Annotated in this window: 16 protein-coding genes and 1 riboswitch; of the genes, 1 reads left to right on the top strand and 15 read right to left on the bottom strand. The window is 57.3% G+C overall.

Annotated features, from left to right (window positions below):
- Window positions 1-186: 186 nt before the first annotated feature.
- Window positions 187-597 carry a methylglyoxal synthase gene (locus ACI4OH_RS01245; protein WP_435721139.1) on the bottom strand — a complete coding sequence of 137 codons (411 nt, stop codon included), beginning with the start codon at window positions 595-597 and terminating at the stop codon, window positions 187-189.
- 188 nt (window positions 598-785) lie between these two features.
- Complete coding sequence (locus ACI4OH_RS01240; protein ID WP_435721140.1) at window positions 786-1991, bottom strand: L-lactate MFS transporter; 1206 nt, start codon at window positions 1989-1991, stop codon at window positions 786-788.
- 74 nt (window positions 1992-2065) lie between these two features.
- Window positions 2066-2148: riboswitch (ZMP/ZTP riboswitch) on the bottom strand.
- Window positions 2149-2384: 236 nt separating this feature from the next.
- Here ACI4OH_RS01240 and ACI4OH_RS01235 point away from each other — a divergent pair.
- Complete coding sequence (locus ACI4OH_RS01235) at window positions 2385-2837, top strand: sporulation-specific protein 15 (RefSeq protein ID WP_435721141.1); 453 nt, start codon at window positions 2385-2387, stop codon at window positions 2835-2837.
- A gap of 648 nt (window positions 2838-3485) precedes the next feature.
- Here the strand turns inward: ACI4OH_RS01235 and hisIE are convergent.
- The 13 genes from hisIE to alaS form a co-directional block, all read right to left on the bottom strand.
- Window positions 3486-4199 carry a bifunctional phosphoribosyl-AMP cyclohydrolase/phosphoribosyl-ATP diphosphatase HisIE gene (gene hisIE, locus ACI4OH_RS01230; protein ID WP_435721142.1) on the bottom strand — a complete coding sequence of 238 codons (714 nt, stop codon included), beginning with the start codon at window positions 4197-4199 and terminating at the stop codon, window positions 3486-3488.
- A complete protein-coding gene (gene hisF / locus ACI4OH_RS01225) occupies window positions 4199-4957 on the bottom strand; it encodes an imidazole glycerol phosphate synthase subunit HisF (protein ID WP_435721143.1) in 759 nt (252 codons plus the stop codon). The genes hisIE and hisF overlap by 1 nt, the downstream gene beginning before the upstream one ends.
- A 5-nt stretch (window positions 4958-4962) precedes the next feature.
- Window positions 4963-5694 carry a 1-(5-phosphoribosyl)-5-[(5-phosphoribosylamino)methylideneamino]imidazole-4-carboxamide isomerase gene (gene hisA / locus ACI4OH_RS01220; protein ID WP_435721144.1) on the bottom strand — a complete coding sequence of 244 codons (732 nt, stop codon included), beginning with the start codon at window positions 5692-5694 and terminating at the stop codon, window positions 4963-4965.
- Window positions 5695-5734: 40 nt separating this feature from the next.
- Entirely contained in the window at window positions 5735-6346 is a 612-nt protein-coding gene (gene hisH, locus ACI4OH_RS01215) for an imidazole glycerol phosphate synthase subunit HisH (RefSeq protein WP_435721145.1), read from the bottom strand.
- Between the two features lie 12 nt (window positions 6347-6358).
- Window positions 6359-6949: an imidazoleglycerol-phosphate dehydratase HisB gene (gene hisB / locus ACI4OH_RS01210; RefSeq protein WP_439783981.1), complete on the bottom strand. Its 591-nt coding sequence runs from the start codon at window positions 6947-6949 to the stop codon at window positions 6359-6361.
- Window positions 6946-8019 carry a histidinol-phosphate transaminase gene (hisC, locus tag ACI4OH_RS01205; RefSeq protein WP_439783980.1) on the bottom strand — a complete coding sequence of 358 codons (1074 nt, stop codon included), beginning with the start codon at window positions 8017-8019 and terminating at the stop codon, window positions 6946-6948. The genes hisB and hisC overlap by 4 nt, the downstream gene beginning before the upstream one ends.
- A 49-nt stretch (window positions 8020-8068) precedes the next feature.
- Window positions 8069-9403: a histidinol dehydrogenase gene (hisD, locus tag ACI4OH_RS01200; protein ID WP_435721147.1), complete on the bottom strand. Its 1335-nt coding sequence runs from the start codon at window positions 9401-9403 to the stop codon at window positions 8069-8071.
- Between the two features lie 78 nt (window positions 9404-9481).
- The gene (hisG, locus tag ACI4OH_RS01195; RefSeq protein WP_439783979.1) at window positions 9482-10156 is read right to left on the bottom strand and encodes an ATP phosphoribosyltransferase; all 675 of its coding nucleotides are present in this window, start codon (window positions 10154-10156) and stop codon (window positions 9482-9484) included.
- A 174-nt stretch (window positions 10157-10330) separates the two neighbouring features.
- Entirely contained in the window at window positions 10331-10852 is a 522-nt protein-coding gene (locus ACI4OH_RS01190) for an HD domain-containing protein (RefSeq protein WP_432647853.1), read from the bottom strand.
- Complete coding sequence (gene hisZ, locus ACI4OH_RS01185; RefSeq protein ID WP_439783978.1) at window positions 10849-12033, bottom strand: ATP phosphoribosyltransferase regulatory subunit; 1185 nt, start codon at window positions 12031-12033, stop codon at window positions 10849-10851. Before hisZ ends, ACI4OH_RS01190 begins: the two co-directional genes overlap by 4 nt.
- Before the next feature lie 49 nt (window positions 12034-12082).
- The gene (locus ACI4OH_RS01180; RefSeq protein ID WP_432647851.1) at window positions 12083-12397 is read right to left on the bottom strand and encodes a YerC/YecD family TrpR-related protein; all 315 of its coding nucleotides are present in this window, start codon (window positions 12395-12397) and stop codon (window positions 12083-12085) included.
- Window positions 12398-12607: 210 nt separating this feature from the next.
- Window positions 12608-13897 carry an HlyD family secretion protein gene (locus tag ACI4OH_RS01175; protein ID WP_432647850.1) on the bottom strand — a complete coding sequence of 430 codons (1290 nt, stop codon included), beginning with the start codon at window positions 13895-13897 and terminating at the stop codon, window positions 12608-12610.
- Window positions 13898-14002: 105 nt separating this feature from the next.
- A partial coding sequence (gene alaS, locus ACI4OH_RS01170) for an alanine--tRNA ligase (protein WP_439783977.1) occupies window positions 14003-15723 on the bottom strand: 1721 nt, incomplete at its 5' end.

The raw sequence follows: 15723 nt of genomic DNA, 5'->3' as shown, positions 1-15723 counted from the left end.
ATATAATACCCTGTAAAAAACAAAAGCAATGCTGCTGATGACTCGCACCGTCCAAGCAACATTGCTTTGAGCTATATTATATAATTTTAATATATCGTTGTCAATAAAAATCCATCATGTATACACATATGTACATAACAGATGGCTTACTGCAGGCGTCTTTGCGCGTATCCGCTCATTTCTCCCTTATTTTTTGGCGGACTTTGGCGCTTCTGCACCCTCGGCTTCTTTGGCAGCCGCGTACTTCAGGACGATATGCGCGCTCTTGCGGTTTGTCGCGAGCGGCACGTCGTGAACATCGCAGAGGCGCAGCAGGGCGTTGATGTCCGGCTCATGCGGCTGCGAGGTCAGCGGGTCGCGCAGGAAGATGACGTAATCGACATCGCCCGTCGCAACGCGCGCGCCGATCTGCTGGTCGCCGCCCATCGGGCCGGAAAGCATTGTCTCGACATGCAGGCCGAAGGTCTCGTTGATGAGCGTCCCCGTCGTACGCGTGGCAATGAGGTGAAACTTCGTTAAGAGTTCTTTGTGATGGCCGACGAACTCGAGCATCTCGCTCTTTTTCTTATCATGGGCAATCAGGGCAATCGTTTTCATGTAAAACATCCTTTCTCTACTCAGGTATCTCCTTATTATTTCGCCCCAAAACGCCAAAAATCCTGCCGACATCCAAAGATGCCAGCAGGATTTGATTTGAACGCCGACTGACGCCAACCTAACGTGACGCTATGCCCAGCGCCACGCGCCAACCATAGGGAGTCAGGAGTTCAAAGGTGAGGTCGAAATCAGAGTGCCGTGCGCGTCTCTTTTCTGCGCTGGCCGTACTGCTTGAGCACGGCAGCAATGATGAAATTGAGCACGAAGCAGGCGGCGAAGAAATAAAGCGAAGCCGTGTAGCCGCCGGTCTGTGCATGAAAGTACGAGACAATCGACGGGCCGGCGACGCCGGCGAGCCCCCAGGCCGTCAGGATGCGGCCGTGGATGGCGCTAAGCTGACGCGTGCCGAAGATATCGGAAAGATACGCCGGCATACACGAGAAGCCGCCGCCATAGCAGCTGATGATTAAGAGGACGAGAGCTTCAAACAGGAACGCTTCTTTCGTCTGGCCGAGCTGCCAGAACGCGAGGACTTCCAGCAGGAAGAACAGCATGTAGACACGGCCGCGGCCAAGATAATCCGAAATCGTCGACCAGACGATGCGGCCGCCGCCATTGAAGACGCCGATGATGCCGACCATCGAGGCCGCTGCGGCAGCGTCCATGCCGATGACTTCCTGTGCCATCGGCGAAGCGACGGCGAGCAGGCCGATGCCGCACGTAATGTTGACGAAGAAAATCCACCAGAGCGAAGCGAACTGCCACGTCTTGAGGGCCTCATTGGCCGTGGCGCCGTGCAGGACCTTCGTGACCTTGCCCGAGGCGTCCTTGAGGACCGGCGGTTTGAGGTACAGCGACGATGCGCCCATGATGAGCATGTAGACGCAGCCGAGAATCAGGAAGTTATTGACGAGGCCGACCGTCGCCGTCAGATACTGCATGACAGGACCCGCGATGAGTGCGGCAAAGCCAAAGCCCATGATGGCGAGCCCCGTCGCAAAGCCGCGGTGGTCCGGGAAATACTTGACGAGCGTCGAGACCGGCGTGATGTAGCCGACGCCAAGGCCAATGCCGCCGATGCAGCCGTAAAAGAGATACAGGAGCATCAGGCTGTGCACGGAAAGTGCGTAGGCCGTGCCGAGCATGCCCGTGCCGAAGAACAGCATGGCCAGCAGGCCGCTGCGCTTCGGTCCGATTTTTTCGACAAAGCTGCCGAGAAAACCGGCCGAAAAACCGAGGAACAGGATGGCCAGCGAGAACGTCCAGGTCGTCTGCGTGAGCGAAAAGCCCATTTCCGCCATGATGGGACGCGTCAAAACGCTCCATGCATAGACACTGCCAATCGAGATGTGGATGCCCACGGCGCTCAGCGCGATAAGCCAGCGATTTCTCATGTGATCTACCTCCAGAAATGCATTGGGTATCCATTTAGGAAGGCTGCTTGTAGCAAAAAGACCCTCCGGAACAGATACCCTGCCCAGACGGTCGGCTGATCATAACCGTGCAGGACACGTGGTCAGTTCCACTCATCCGTCAGCCCTGCAAGGCTTTGTTTACTTTTTACACTTTTATTATATGAACTGCGCGCGCCTGCGTCAAGAGAGAAATCTCACACGCGGCAGAAAAATTTTTGACGCCTGCCGCCCTTCTCCTTTGGACATTTGCGGGACTTTCCTGTAAAATAGAAGGAACTGACAAAAGCGCCGCCAAAAAGTACAGGCAGCGAAGAGATGAAAAAAAGAAGAAGAGCACGGACAGATAAACGAAGAATATCGGGAGGAACTACCATGACAGAACAGATGACCCCAGAACAGCGCCAGACAGGCCTCGCCCTTTCGAGACTGCAAAAGCGCATTGCGAAAATGCACGCCCTGCGCGACAAGATGAACGCCGGTCTCGCCCGCGTAACAGAAAACAATCTCGACCTCGCGCTGACGCAGAAAAAGAACCTCAAAGAACTCAGCCGCGAATACGACGCGCTCACAAACGAAGTCAACTGCCTGCCCCCGCTCGATGCCGCGTCCGTGCTTGAGGATGAGTACAACTACATCCTGACCATCGGCAACATCATCGAGACGACGCGCGAGCTCAAGAAAAAGAGCAAAATCGACAAGGACGTGCGCGAAAGCATCACGAGCGGGCTCGTGCAGTTCTATGAAGGGCTGCGGAATGAACTTGCGGCGGATCAGGCACAGAAGGAAATGCAGGCGAAAAAGATGGCTGCAGAGATAAAAAAATAATGTGTTGAAAATGCGCGCAAAAAAGGAAGTTCCTACAGTGAAGTAAGAACTTCCTTTTTTGATTTCCGTTGTTCTGGTGCTGACAGGTGAGAAACAGATTGTCGTGGGAAGGGGCCGCCTATTTCGGCTTCGTCGCTCCGTTAAATGGGCCTCATGGTTTTTGGCGGGGCAATGTTTTTTCGCCGCCTGCCGCGGCGTTCTTACATTTAGCAGCCCTGCCAATTTTTCCTTGAGGCCCACCCTGCGGGGATCACTGCGCTCCTGCAGGCGAAATAGGCGGCCCCTTCCCCAGTCAGATCTCAAAAGCCTGACTTCTTAGTGCCTGCTTTCAAAGAGCAGCTTGGAGCGTGTGCAGCCTGTTGGCTGTACACGCTAAGTACGCATGGAACTCGCACAACTGGTTGGTACGAACTCTGGGCGGGGGCATATGTTTCGCCTGCAGGGGGCGCAGCGCTTGGCCCGCAGGGCTGAGGGACAAACGTCAGATACTTCGCTGCGCGATGTCGGAACGCCGCGGCAGGCGGCGAACCGGCAAAAGAAGGACAACATGGCATGTCCCTCATTCAGCGGAGTCCCCGAAGCCGAAACATATGCCCCCGCCCCTTGCCGTCATCCCCTCAACTTCACGAACTCAGACTCCACGTATTATTAAAGGTCCGGACGAATCCCGGTCTTGCCGGTAAATTTATGGTAGCTTGCCCCTTTGCGGCGGCCCATGAGTTCGGCGAAGAGTTCCTCCGGCGAGATGTTGTGGTAGGCGAGCAGGACGAGGCAGTGGTACCAGAGGTCGCCCATTTCGTAGAGGATTTCTTTGCGGACATTGTTTTTCGAGGCGATGATGGTCTCGACGGCTTCCTCGCCGACTTTCTTGAGAATTTTATCCTGTCCTTTGTCGAACAGGTAATTCGTGTAGGAGCCTTCGACCGGATTGACACGGCGGTCCTGAATGACGTTGTAGAGCTCATAGAGGACCGTGGCGAGGTTGGCCTTTTTCTCCTCGGGGATGACGGCGACGCCCTTCTCCTCGCCGCCCATGAGTTTGCGGCCGCTGAAGCAGGTGTACGTGCCCGTATGGCAGGCGACGCCGGTCTGGTGTACGATGACGAGCAGGGTATCGCCGTCGCAGTCATAGGAGATTTCCTTGACTTTCTGGACGTTGCCGCTCGTTTCGCCCTTCTGCCAGAGTTTCTGGCGGCTGCGGCTGAAGAACCACGTGTAGCCCGTCTCGAGCGTCTTTTTCAGGGATTCTTCGTTCATATAGGCCAGCATGAGCACCTGACCGTTTTCTTCCTGCACGACGGCCGGCACGAGGCCTTTTTCGTCAAATTTTACCATTGAAATATCAACATTTTGATTTTCCATCAGAATCTTACCTCCACTCCGCGGGATTTCAAGTATTCCTTGACCTGACGTACGGTGAACTGGCCGTAGTGGAAGACGGACGCCGCGAGTACGGCATCGGCGTGGCCGAGGGTCAGGACATCGTAAAAGTGTTCGAGCTTGCCGGCGCCGCCCGAGGCGATGACCGGCACATTGACGGCATCGGAGACCGCGCGCGTGAGCTCGATGTCGTAGCCGTCCTTCGTGCCGTCGGCATCCATGCTCGTTAAGAGAATCTCGCCCGCGCCTAGACCTACGGCCTTCTTAACCCATTCGAGGCAGTCAAGGCCAGTCGGCGTGCGGCCGCCGTTGACATAGACTTCCCAGCGTCCTTCGCCGCAGCGGCGCGCATCGACGGCGAGCACCATGCACTGGCGGCCGAATTTTTCCGCGCCTTCTTTCAAAAGCTCCGGATTCTTGACGGCAGCCGTGTTCAGCGAGGTCTTGTCGGCACCGGCCTTGAGCATGCGGCGCATGTCTTCGACCGTGCGGATGCCGCCGCCGACGGTGAACGGGATGAACACCTTCGAGGCGCAGTCCTGCGCGACTTTGACCATCGTCTGGCGGTTGTCGCTCGACGCGGTGATATCGAGGAACACGAGTTCGTCAGCGCGTTCTTCGTCGTAGCGGGCCGCGAGCTCAACAGGGTCGCCGGCATCGCGCAGGCCGACGAAGTTCGTGCCCTTGACGACGCGCCCGTCTTTGACATCAAGACAAGGGATAATACGTTTCGTATACATATATTTTAGTCCTCCTTCGAGGCGATTGCAATGGCCTCGGCAAGGTCGAGCGTGCCCATGTAGATGGATTTGCCGACGATGACGCCCTCGATGCCGTCTTTTTCATAGGGCTTGAGGGCCTTGATGTCGTCGATGGACTTGACGCCGCCCGAGGCAACAATATTGACGCCGCTCTCGCGCGCGAGCTTGGCTGTGGCCTCGACGTTGACGCCGGCGAGCGTGCCGTCGCGCGAGATGTCCGTGTAGATAATCGTCTTGACACCGGCTTTTTTCATCTCTTTGGCGAGCACCGTGGCCTCGACATCGCCCGAGACGCCCCAGCCATCGACGGCGACGATGCCGTCCTTCGCGTCAATGCCGACGACGATGCGGTCGCCGTATTTTGCGCAGGCTTCTTTGACAAGCTCGGGGTTCCTTACAGCAACAGAGCCAAGGATTACGCGGCGTACACCGAGTTTCAGCACATCGTCGATGTTTTCCATCGTGCGGATGCCGCCGCCGAGTTCGACGGGGATATCGACGGCCGCGAGGATTTTCTCGACGGTCGCGAGGTTCTGCGACTTGCCTTTGAGCGCGCCGTCAAGGTCGACGAGGTGCAGGAATTCTGCGCCCTGTGCCTGCCATTTTTTCGCCATTTCCTCGGGCTGATCGGAAAAGACCGTTTCTTTATCGAAATCGCCCTTCAACAGGCGCACGCATTTGCCGCCGCGGATGTCAATGGCTGGGAATATAAGCATAGGATTTCCTCCTGTATCTTTTCTTGCAGAAACGAGGACCTCAGCCCTCGATGAAGTTTTTGAGAATAGCGAGGCCTACGTCGCCGGATTTTTCCGGATGGAACTGTGTGGCCTGAATGTTGCCGAGGGCCACGGACGCCGTCAGCGTCTCGCCGTATTCCGTTGTCGAAGTGATGACGCTCTTGTCGTCCGGCACGGCGTGGTAGCTGTGCACGAAATAGACGTACGGCTTTTCGGAAAGTCCCTTGAAGAGGTCGATGGGCTCTCTCTTTTCGCGGACCTTGATGGAATTCCAGCCCATGTGCGGCACCTTGAGGCCCGGCGCGTTGATTTTCTTCACCATGCCGTGGATGAGGCCGAGGCCTTTGGCCCCGGGGCTCTCCTCGCTGCCGTCAAAGAGAATCTGCAGACCGACGCAGATGCCTAAGAGCGGTTTGCCGGCGGCAATCGACTCCTTGAGCACGGGAATCAGGCCGCTCTCCTCGAGATTCTTCATGCAGTCGCCAAAGGCACCGACACCCGGCAGCACGATTTTTTCCGCCTGACGGATGATGTTTTCGTCATTCGTGACGCGGGCATCGGCACCGAGGGCTGCAAAGGCCTTCTCGACACTGAAGAGGTTGCCGACGCCGTAATCAATGATTGCAATCATGAATATGCCCCCTTATAAAGAGCCCTTCGTCGACGGGATGCCGTCGACACGCGGGTCTTTTTCACAGGCAATGCGCAGCGCGTGGCCAAGGGCCTTGAAGATGGCCTCGACCTTGTGGTGCGAGTTCTTGCCGTAAAGTACCTTGACGTGCAGCGTGATGCCGGCGTTGACGGCGAAGGCGCGCAGGAATTCCTCCGTGAGCTCCGTGTCAAAGCCGCCGATCATCGGGGCCATCTCGCCGCCGTCGTAGACGAGGAACGGACGGCCGCTGATATCGAGCGAGACAAAGGCCAATGCTTCGTCCATCGGCAGGTAGAATGTGCCGTAGCGGCGGATGCCCTTTTTGTCGCCAATGGCCTGCTTGAAGGCCTGACCGAGCGTAATGCCGATGTCTTCGACGCTGTGGTGGCCGTCGACGTCGATGTCGCCGTCGCAGGCCAAAGTCAAATCGAGAAGGCCGTGTGCTGTCATGAGGTTCAGCATGTGGTCAAAAAAGCCGATACCCGAATCGATGACGCCGTGGCCGTTGCCGTCGAGGTTCAATATGAGCTTGACGCTCGTCTCCGCCGTCTTGCGTTCGACAGTCGCTGTGCGCATGCTCATGCCCTCCCCTCAGTAAATGCCTTGAAGTAGCTGTACCACGTATCATTTTCCTCGCGGCGGCCCATGGAAATGCGCAGGCAGTTCTTGAGGCCCGGCGCACTGCCGAAGTGGCGGATACCGATGCCCTTCGACTCAAAGAGCTCGTTGAGTTCTTTCGCCTTGTCGTACTTGACGAGGATAAAGTTCGTCTCGGACGGATAGACTTTAACGCCCGGCAGTTTCTTGAGCTCTTCCTGCATGCGTTTGCGCTCCGAAATCATGATCTGGATGTGCGGCACGAATTCCTGACGCATCTGGTAGCAGATGTCGGCCGTCGCGAGCGACAGGACGTTCATGTGGTACGGCATGTAGGATTTGTCAATCATCGTGGCAATTTTCTCATCGGCGAGCATGTAGCCGACACGGCACGAAGCGAGGCCGTAAGCCTTCGAGAACGTGCGCGCGATAATCATATTCGGGTATTTCTTTAAAAGTCCCATGGCTGACTTGCCGTAGAATTCCATGTAGGCTTCGTCGACGAGGAACGCGCAGTCAGCGGGGAGATTCTTCGCGATGTATTCAATCTGCTCCACCGTGAAGGCATTGCCCGTCGGGTTGTTCGGATTGCAGATAACGGCGAGTCTTGCCTTCTCGTCGACAGCGGTCTTGATGAATTTATCGAGGTCGAGGGAATAATCTTCTTCCGACAGTGCGACCGGCACGCCCGTGGCCTCGGCGGCCTTCGAATAAATCGGGTACATCGAAAAAGACGGCCACGGATAGACGATTTTGGCTTCCGGCGAACCGCCAAAGCAGTAAAAGAGCTTTTCGATGATTTCCGAGGAGCCGCTGCCGATGAGGATGTTCTCGCGCTGCACGGAGAAATTGCGGGCAATCTGGTCGCGCAGGTCGTCGTACTGTTCATTTGGATAGCGGTTGAACGCGACGCGCGAAAGGCGCGTCATCACGCGCTCCTCGACGAGCGGCGGCAGGCTCAGGTTGCATTCGTTTGCATTGACTTTGATATCCCACGGACGTTCGACGACGTCATAGGACGGCATATCGGCAAGGCCATTTCTATATCTCAGCATAAGGCAGTTTCCTTCCTATTATATATTAAACGAGATTGATTCAAATCGCTTAGCGGCGGATGCGAATGGCGTTGGCATGGGCCTGCAGGCCTTCGGTCTCGGCGAGGCGGATGATGTCGTCGCTGACATCGGCGAGGGCCGGCTGCGTGTAGGAGATGATGCTCGTGCGCTTCATGAAGGTCTCGACGTTCAGGACCGAGTAGTAGCGGGCCGTGCCGCCCGTCGGCAGCACGTGGTTCGGGCCGGCGAAGTAATCGCCGAGCGGTTCCGGCGAATAAGCGCCGAGGAAGACGGCGCCGGCATGGCGCACGTACGGCAGCAGCTGGAACGGCTGAGCCGTCAGGAGCTCCATGTGCTCCGGGGCCGAAACATTGGCAAAGCGCATGGCCTGCATCATGTCGTCGGCGACGACAATCAGGCCGTTGCGGTCAAGCGAGGCCTGCGCGATTTCCTTGCGCGGGAGTTTCGCCAGCTGTTTTTCGGCTTCGGCCGCGACTTTTTCGGCGAGCTCGGCGTCGTCCGTGATGACGATGCTCGAAGCCAGCGGGTCATGCTCGGCCTGGCTCAGCATATCGGCAGCCGTGTAAACCGGGTCTGCCGTCTTGTCGGCGACGATGAGGATTTCACTCGGGCCGGCGAGCATATCGATATCGACATGGCCGTAGACCTCTTTTTTTGCGAGCGTGACGAAGATGTTGCCCGGGCCCGTGATTTTATCGACGCGCGGAATGGTCTCCGTGCCAAACGCCATGGCAGCAATGGCCTGAGCACCGCCGATTTTATAGATTTTCTTGACGCCGGCAGCGCGCGCAGCGATGAGGACGTACGGATTGATTTTGCCGTTTTTCGGCGGAACCATCATGATGATTTCGCCAACGCCCGCGACGGAAGCCGGTACGGCGTTCATGATGACCGAGGAAGGATAGGCAGCCGTGCCGCCCGGCACGTAAATGCCGACGCGGTCCAAGGGGATGATGGCCTGTCCGAGGATGGAGCCCTTCTCACGGTACGTCATCCACGAATTCGGCTTCTGCTCCTGATGGTAGCGGCGGACATTTGCGGCGGCCTTGCGCAGCGATTCGACGACGGCGGGGTCGGCGGCCTCTTCGGCGGCCTTGTACTCCTCCTCCGTCACGAGGAAATCCTCGGGCTTGTAGTCGACCTTGTCGATGAGCTTCGTGTAGCGGATGACGGCGGCATCGCCCTCGCGGCGCACATCGCCGACAATCTGGCGCACGAGCTCGGCAGCCGTCATATCGCGGCCAAACGTCTTTTTGTTGGCCTCGCGGATTTTCGGATTCAGCTCGACTTCGTCAAATGCCGCCTTCGTCAGCATCTTCTCTATGGCATATTCCCCAACTTCACTGGCTTTGACAATCTTCATGATGTACTTCCTCGCTTTCTCATGCCTTTTGGCTCTTGCTATGGTTACGATTTTACCGGTTATTTCTTTTATGCTTCTTCAGGCTTCTTTTTTCGCCTGCTCCTCAAGCTCGAGGATTTTGCGCAGCTCCTCGGTGAGCTGGTGGATGCGGTCGAACTTCAATTTAAAGCTCACGCGGTTGACGATCAGGCGAGCTGTCGCGTCGAGGATGTAGGCGATTTCCTCGAGGTCGTTTTCACGGAGCGTTGTGCCCGTCTCGACGATATCGACGATGCTCTCGGAGAGACCGACAATCGGGCCGAGCTCGATGGAGCCGTTGAGTTTGATGTATTCCATCTGCATACCGTGCTTGTTGAAGAACTGTTCGGCAATGTGCGGGAACTTCGTCGCGACGCGCGTATGGTCGTAGTCGACGAGCTTTGCGCGCTTCTCGGCCTTCGGCACGGCCATCATAAGGTGGCAGCGGCCAAAGCCGAGGTCGAGGAGCTCGTAAACGTCTTTGCCGGACTCAAGCAGCACGTCCTTGCCGATGACGCCGATATCGGCGGCGCCGTATTCGACGTAGGTCGGCACATCGGCCGTCTTGGAGACGATAAAGCGGATTTTCTTTTCTTCGTTCGTGATGACCAGCTTGCGCGACTTGTCCGAAAGTCCCTCTGCCGTATAGCCTGCCTTGGCAAGAAGCTCTGCTGAAAGCCAGAAGAGCTTGCCTTTCGGCAGTGCGATGGTCAAATAATCCATGTTGTTCTTCATATTCCCTCTCCTATTCGGATCTCTGGATTTTTATTCTTTATCTAGCTAAAGGATTTCGATGAACCTTATGTTAACACCGAAATCGCGATTCGTCAAGAAATTTGCTAAAAATGTTTGGCTGTGCATGTGAAGAAGACAAACATTGCTCTAAAAAAGAGGTTTCTGCCGCAAAACTTAGTTCTGTTCGTCGGCAGCGCGCAGGATTTTGAGAACCTCACTGTCGCCTGCCTGCTCTTTTTCGTGATGATGCGCGATGACGGCCGCTTCTTCTTCAAGGCCGATGGCCTTGAGCTTCTCTGCGCCGATGGCCGGATGATGGCGGTAGACGTAAAGGGCATGGCCGATGGGGTCCTGCTTTTTTTGCCACGCTGCGGAGAGCCTTGGCAGATAATGCGTCATAAGCACGGCCATGACCTTGCCCATGATGTTGAGGTCGCCCTTGACGCGGCCGACATCGTGCAGCAGGGCGCAGCGCAGCAAAAACTCTTTCTGCTCCGCCGCAAGCCCCCGCTCCTCTGCCATCTTCAGCGCTGTAAACGCGACATTTCGCACATGGACCTGATCGGCCGGATGCATGGCAAAGAAAAGCGGCAGGGCCTTTTCCGGCAGATGATGACGGACAAAATCATAATCCTCACTCGTCATCCTCTGCGTGACGGCGCGCACAAACTGCCGGACGCGCTTATAGGCACTCATGCGAGGTAGATGAGGCTTTCATAGCCCTTGGCACTCTGCTGGGCCCCGGCCTCCTCTTTCTCCTGTGCGGAAAGTGCGAGCTCGACGACCTTGCCCTCGGCGCGCAGTTCCTGTGCCTTGGCGATGGCATCGTGTTCGCGGCCCGGCGCGTACGAAAGGAAAATGTCCTTCGGCTTGTCCGGCTTTTCGAGGCCCTGACGCGTCAGGGCGAGCAGGATGCGCTCAATGCCGATGGCAAAGCCCGTCGCAGGGCAGGCACTGCCGAAATCCGAGAGCAGATGGTCGTAGCGGCCGCCGCCCGCAAGCGGGAAGCCGAGTTCCGGCGTGTAGGCCTCGAAGACCATGCCCGTGTAGTAGCTGAAATCGCGGATGATGCCGAGGTCGAAACGCACGTATTTTTCGACGCCGTAGTCCTTCAGCAGACGGTAAATCTCGCCGAGGTTGTCGAGGGCGCGGCGGCTCTGTTCGTTGAGGGCCAGTGCATAGCTCTTTTTGAGCAGCTCCGCGCCGCCGCTCAATACCGGCAGCTGGTTCAGGGCTTCTTTTGACTTGTCCGGCAGGTCGAGGGCTGCGACGACATTGCGGTACGTCACGAGGTCGTGTTTTTCAAGCGCCGTCTGCAGCTTGCCCTTGACCTCATCACTCAGGTGGAACTGGTTCATGATGCCCGAAGCGAACTCGACCTGGCCGAGGCAGATCGTGAAGTCGCTGAGACCCGCGCGCAGAAGGCCCTGAATGGCAAGGGCGATGACCTCGGCATCGGCAAAGGCCGTCGCACTGCCCATGAGCTCGACGCCGGCCTGATGGAACTCGCACTGACGGCCGGCCTGCGTCTGCTCATAGCGGAAGACGCTGCTGACATAGGAGAGCTTCAGAGGCTGCGGATAATCGCGCAGGCGGCTCGCGGCGAGGCGCGCAATCGGCGTCGTCATCTCGTGGCGCAGCGCGAGCGTGCGGTTGTCCTTGTCAAAGAGCTTGAAAAGATGCGGCTCTAAGGCGTGGCTCGAGCCGAGCGTCAGATTGTCGAGGTATTCGATGGTCGGCGTCACGACTTCATCGTAGCCCCACTCGGCAAACAGCGTCGCGAGCTCCGTCTCAATCGCGCGCTTCTCGGCAGCCTCCACCGGCAGAAAATCGCGCATGCCATACGGGATCTCAAGGGTCAGTCTTTCTTTGTCCATTTCTTTGTCTCCTATCTCAGCTTACTCAGCTTATCTTTTTTATCATCTTTTATTTGCTGTCAGGCCTGCCTTCGTCGGGTGCCAGCCGGTCGAGCACGATGTGGTAGCCGTCGGCGCCGTAATTAAGGCAGCGCTTGACGCGGCTTATGGTAGCCGTGCTCGCCCCCGTGCGCGCGACAATATCGTCATACGTATGCCCCGCCCGGAGCATGCGCGCGACCTCAAGCCGCTGGCTCATGGCCTTGAGCTCGCTGACCGTGCAGAGGTCTTCAAAGAACTGATAGCACTCATCGACCGTCTGCAGGGACAGCATCGCCTCGCATAGCTGGTCATTGAGCTCATCCTTGAGTTTTGGGTTTACCATACCCATATTCCCTCCCTGTACTATAAAATCATAAAAATCGCAAACTTGCTTTCAATCTTTAATCCTTTAGTTCGTGAAAATTTATTGTCATTATAACACAGGCGTAGCAAAAAGAAAAGCGCAAAATAAAAAAATGTTACATCTTTAACGAAGATGTAACATTTTAGGTATTCAGCTGTAACGTGAATATTCGCTGCTATTTCGGCAAAATCACCCATTCATCGCAAATTTCACGACAGCCCGCATGCCCGGCTTCAAGTCAAAGCCCAGCCCTGATGGGATAGAAATGCGGATGATGAGAATGTCCGGGTCTTCTTTTTCATCTTCGACCGCCGTCGTGGTCTTCGGGTCCTGATTGCCCGAGCCTGCCGGCACGAGCTGGCCGTTTTGGCCGTCCTGACTGCCCGCAGCATTCTGGTCCGTAGGATTGCCGCTCGCGTCGTTTGTATTGACGGCCGGCTGGCCGTTGGCGCCGCCTGCATCATTTGCATTCGCGCCATTCGTGCCAGCCTGTGCATTCACGCCGCTGCCATTTGCATTGCTGCTGTCGCTGCTGTCATCCTTTTTGGACGGCTGCTGGATATCCTGCACGGAGCCCTGCAGCTTGTGGCCGTCGATTTCATAGGAAACGAACTGGCCGAGGCGGATTTTCGGAGCTTTTTCGCTGCTGACGCGCGCTTCGACCCAGATATCATCGGCGTTGCCGACACTGGCAATCGTCTGACCGGCCTTGACGTCCGTGCCTTCGTCGATGCCATCGGCGTAGTAGACCGTGCCGGCTACCGGCGCGACGATATCGGTCTCGGCAGCATCCTGCTTGGCATTATCGAGGGCTGCCTGTGCCTGCTTGAGCTGAAGCTCGGCAGTCTGTACGGCCTTCGGGTCAGCCGGCTGGGTCGTCGTCTTATACGTGACGGCCGGTGCCGAAGATGCAGAGGACGCAGCCGGAGCCGAAGGTGCGGACGAAGCGGAGCTGGCCGAGTTGTAGGCCGCTACGGCAGCGTCGCGTTCGCGCGCGCTGACCGCGCCCATCTCATAGAGCTCCTGCATGCGATGCATGCGCGACTCGGCGGCAGCTGCACTCTGCGAAGAACCGCTGCTGCGTGCCGGCGCACTGGCGGCCGGCGCCGGCGCAGGGCCCGGCACAGCGACCGTCACGGTCTGGCCTTTCTTGATTTCATCGAGATTGCGCTGCGAAAGAGCCACGGTCTGCTCGAGGTTGGCGAGGTCATCATCCGTGATCTTGCTCTGCACGTGCGCGATGATGTCGCCGGCCTCGACGTGCTCGCCATCAGCCACGACTTTTTCCGTGACCGTCGCGTTGCCGTGGACCTTCGTCGCGACGAGTGAGCTGGCAACCTGTGCATCGTAGACATTGAAGTACTTGTGCTGATGCTGGTAGTAGTAAATGCCGCTCGCGGCGGCGACGGCGATGAGAATCAGGCCGACAAGGCCGTACTTCATGAAATATTGTACTTTTTTTGTGATATCGACTTCCAAGGTTGAACCTCCATCATCTTATATCATCTTAATCTTGTCGTATCAGCCATAAAACCTCCCTCAAAAGTGAGGGAGGTTCTTGTTGATACTATAAGGCTTAAAGGCTCAGCCGAGCTGTGCTTCGATGACAGCCATGGCCTTGTCAAAAGCCTGCGGCACGGCTTCGGCGTTCTTGCCGCCGGCCTGTGCCATGTCCGGACGTCCGCCGCCGCCGCCACCGACGACTGCTGCGGCTTCCTTGATAATCTTGCCCGCATGGATGCCGCGCTTGACGGCATCCTTCGAAGCCTTGACGACGAGGTTGACCTTGCCGTCATTGACGCAGGCGAGTACGACGACGCCGTTTTCGAGCTTGCTGAGCGTGATGTCTGCAACATCGCGCAGAGCGTCCATGTTCTCGACATTGGCCTTGCCCGTAACGACCGAGACGCCCTTGACGTCTTTGACACCGGCGATGAGCTGCTGAGCATCGGCTTTTTCCTGCATCGCAGCGACTTCGGCGAGCTTGGCAGCCTGCTCCTTATTCTCAGCCTGCAGTTTTTCAACCGCTGCCGGCACGTCCTCTTCCTTCGTCTTTAAGAGGGCTGCTGCCTTCTTGAGCACAGTAAACTTGCCGTTTGCATAGTCGAGAGCGGCTTTGCCCGTGATGGCTTCGATGCGGCGCACGCCCGAAGCGACGCCCGTCTCGCCGACAATCTTGAACATGCCGATCTGGCCGACGTTCTTGACGTGCGAGCCGGCGCAGAGCTCCATCGAGAAGCCCGGCACGCGGACGACGCGGACGACATCGCCGTATTTCTCGGAGAACAGGGCCATGGCGCCTGCCTTCTTGGCTTCGTCAAGGCTCATATGCGAAATCTCGACATCCTGACCTTTGAGGATGACCTTGTTGACGAGTTCTTCGACGTCTGCGAGCTGCTGGGCCGTGACCGGCTCGAAGTTCGTGAAGTCAAAGCGCAGACGGTCCGGCGTGACGGACGAACCGGCCTGGTTGACCTGGTCGCCGACAACGCGCTTCAGGGCAGCCTGCAGCAGATGCGTAGCCGTGTGGTTGCGGGCCGAAGCGAGCTTCTTCTCCTGGTCGACTTCGATCTTGACCGTCTCGCCGACCTTGAGTTGGCCTTCTTCGACGTAGGAGACATGGTAAACCGTGCCGTCCGGCAGTTTCTTGGCGTTCGTCGCCTTGATGCGGCCGAATTCGCCAAGGAGCATGCCCTCGTCGCCGACCTGTCCGCCGCCTTCGGCGTAGAACGGGGTCTTGTCGAGGATGATGCCGGCCTCTTCGCCGTCCGTGATTTCGTCGACGAGCTTGCCGTCCTTCCAGATGGCAACGACTTTGGCCTCTTTGGCCTCCGGGTCAACCTTGAGTTTCGAGACATCGATGCCCGAAAGGTCCGGTACAGCGACGCGCTGGTTTTCGGCGCGGGCATTTCTTGCGCGCTCACGCTGCTCGTTCATGGCCTTGTCGAAGCCCTCTTTGTCGAGGTCGAGGCCATTCTCGTGCAGGATTTCCTCCGTGAGCTCCCACGGGAAACCGAACGTATCGTAAAGGCGGAAACCAATCTCGCCCGGCAGTTCTTTCTTGCCGTCCTTCGTGAGTTCCTTGATTTCCTCGTCGAGGAGCTCCATGCCCTGATTCAGCGTGGCAGCAAAGCGGTCTTCCTCGATGCTGATGACTTTCTTGATGTAGTCCTGCTTGGCAATGAGCTCGCCGAAGTCGCTGGCATCGCGGTAGATGTCGACGACGGCATCGACGGCGCCCTCAAGGAATTTGCCCTTGATGCCGAGCATGCGGCCGTGGCGGATGGCACGGCGCAGGATGCGGC

Origin of the sequence: Mitsuokella apri (assembly GCF_051886055.1) — a bacterium.
GTDB lineage: Bacteria > Bacillota > Negativicutes > Selenomonadales > Selenomonadaceae > Mitsuokella.
The sequence above is the reverse complement of the archived record's forward strand: the minus strand, read 5'-3'. Positions and strand labels throughout refer to the sequence as shown.

Bases quoted from the DNA above. Each gene is read 5' to 3' on its own strand.
- ACI4OH_RS01240 (WP_435721140.1), bottom strand. From the start codon at position 1,991: ATGAGAAATCGCTGGCTTATCGCGCTGAGCGCCGTGGGCATCCACATC.
- hisC (WP_439783980.1), bottom strand. From the start codon at position 8,019: ATGCTGAGATATAGAAATGGCCTTGCCGATATGCCGTCCTATGACGTC.
- hisH (WP_435721145.1), bottom strand. From the start codon at position 6,346: ATGATTGCAATCATTGATTACGGCGTCGGCAACCTCTTCAGTGTCGAG.
- hisA (WP_435721144.1), bottom strand. From the start codon at position 5,694: ATGCTTATATTCCCAGCCATTGACATCCGCGGCGGCAAATGCGTGCGC.
- hisD (WP_435721147.1), bottom strand. From the start codon at position 9,403: ATGAAGATTGTCAAAGCCAGTGAAGTTGGGGAATATGCCATAGAGAAG.
- ACI4OH_RS01235 (WP_435721141.1), top strand. From the start codon at position 2,385: ATGACAGAACAGATGACCCCAGAACAGCGCCAGACAGGCCTCGCCCTT.
- hisG (WP_439783979.1), bottom strand. From the start codon at position 10,156: ATGAAGAACAACATGGATTATTTGACCATCGCACTGCCGAAAGGCAAG.
- ACI4OH_RS01245 (WP_435721139.1), bottom strand. From the start codon at position 597: ATGAAAACGATTGCCCTGATTGCCCATGATAAGAAAAAGAGCGAGATG.
- hisF (WP_435721143.1), bottom strand. From the start codon at position 4,957: ATGTATACGAAACGTATTATCCCTTGTCTTGATGTCAAAGACGGGCGC.
- hisZ (WP_439783978.1), bottom strand. From the start codon at position 12,033: ATGGACAAAGAAAGACTGACCCTTGAGATCCCGTATGGCATGCGCGAT.
- ACI4OH_RS01180 (WP_432647851.1), bottom strand. From the start codon at position 12,397: ATGGTAAACCCAAAACTCAAGGATGAGCTCAATGACCAGCTATGCGAG.
- hisIE (WP_435721142.1), bottom strand. From the start codon at position 4,199: ATGGAAAATCAAAATGTTGATATTTCAATGGTAAAATTTGACGAAAAA.
- hisB (WP_439783981.1), bottom strand. From the start codon at position 6,949: ATGAGCATGCGCACAGCGACTGTCGAACGCAAGACGGCGGAGACGAGC.
- ACI4OH_RS01190 (WP_432647853.1), bottom strand. From the start codon at position 10,852: ATGAGTGCCTATAAGCGCGTCCGGCAGTTTGTGCGCGCCGTCACGCAG.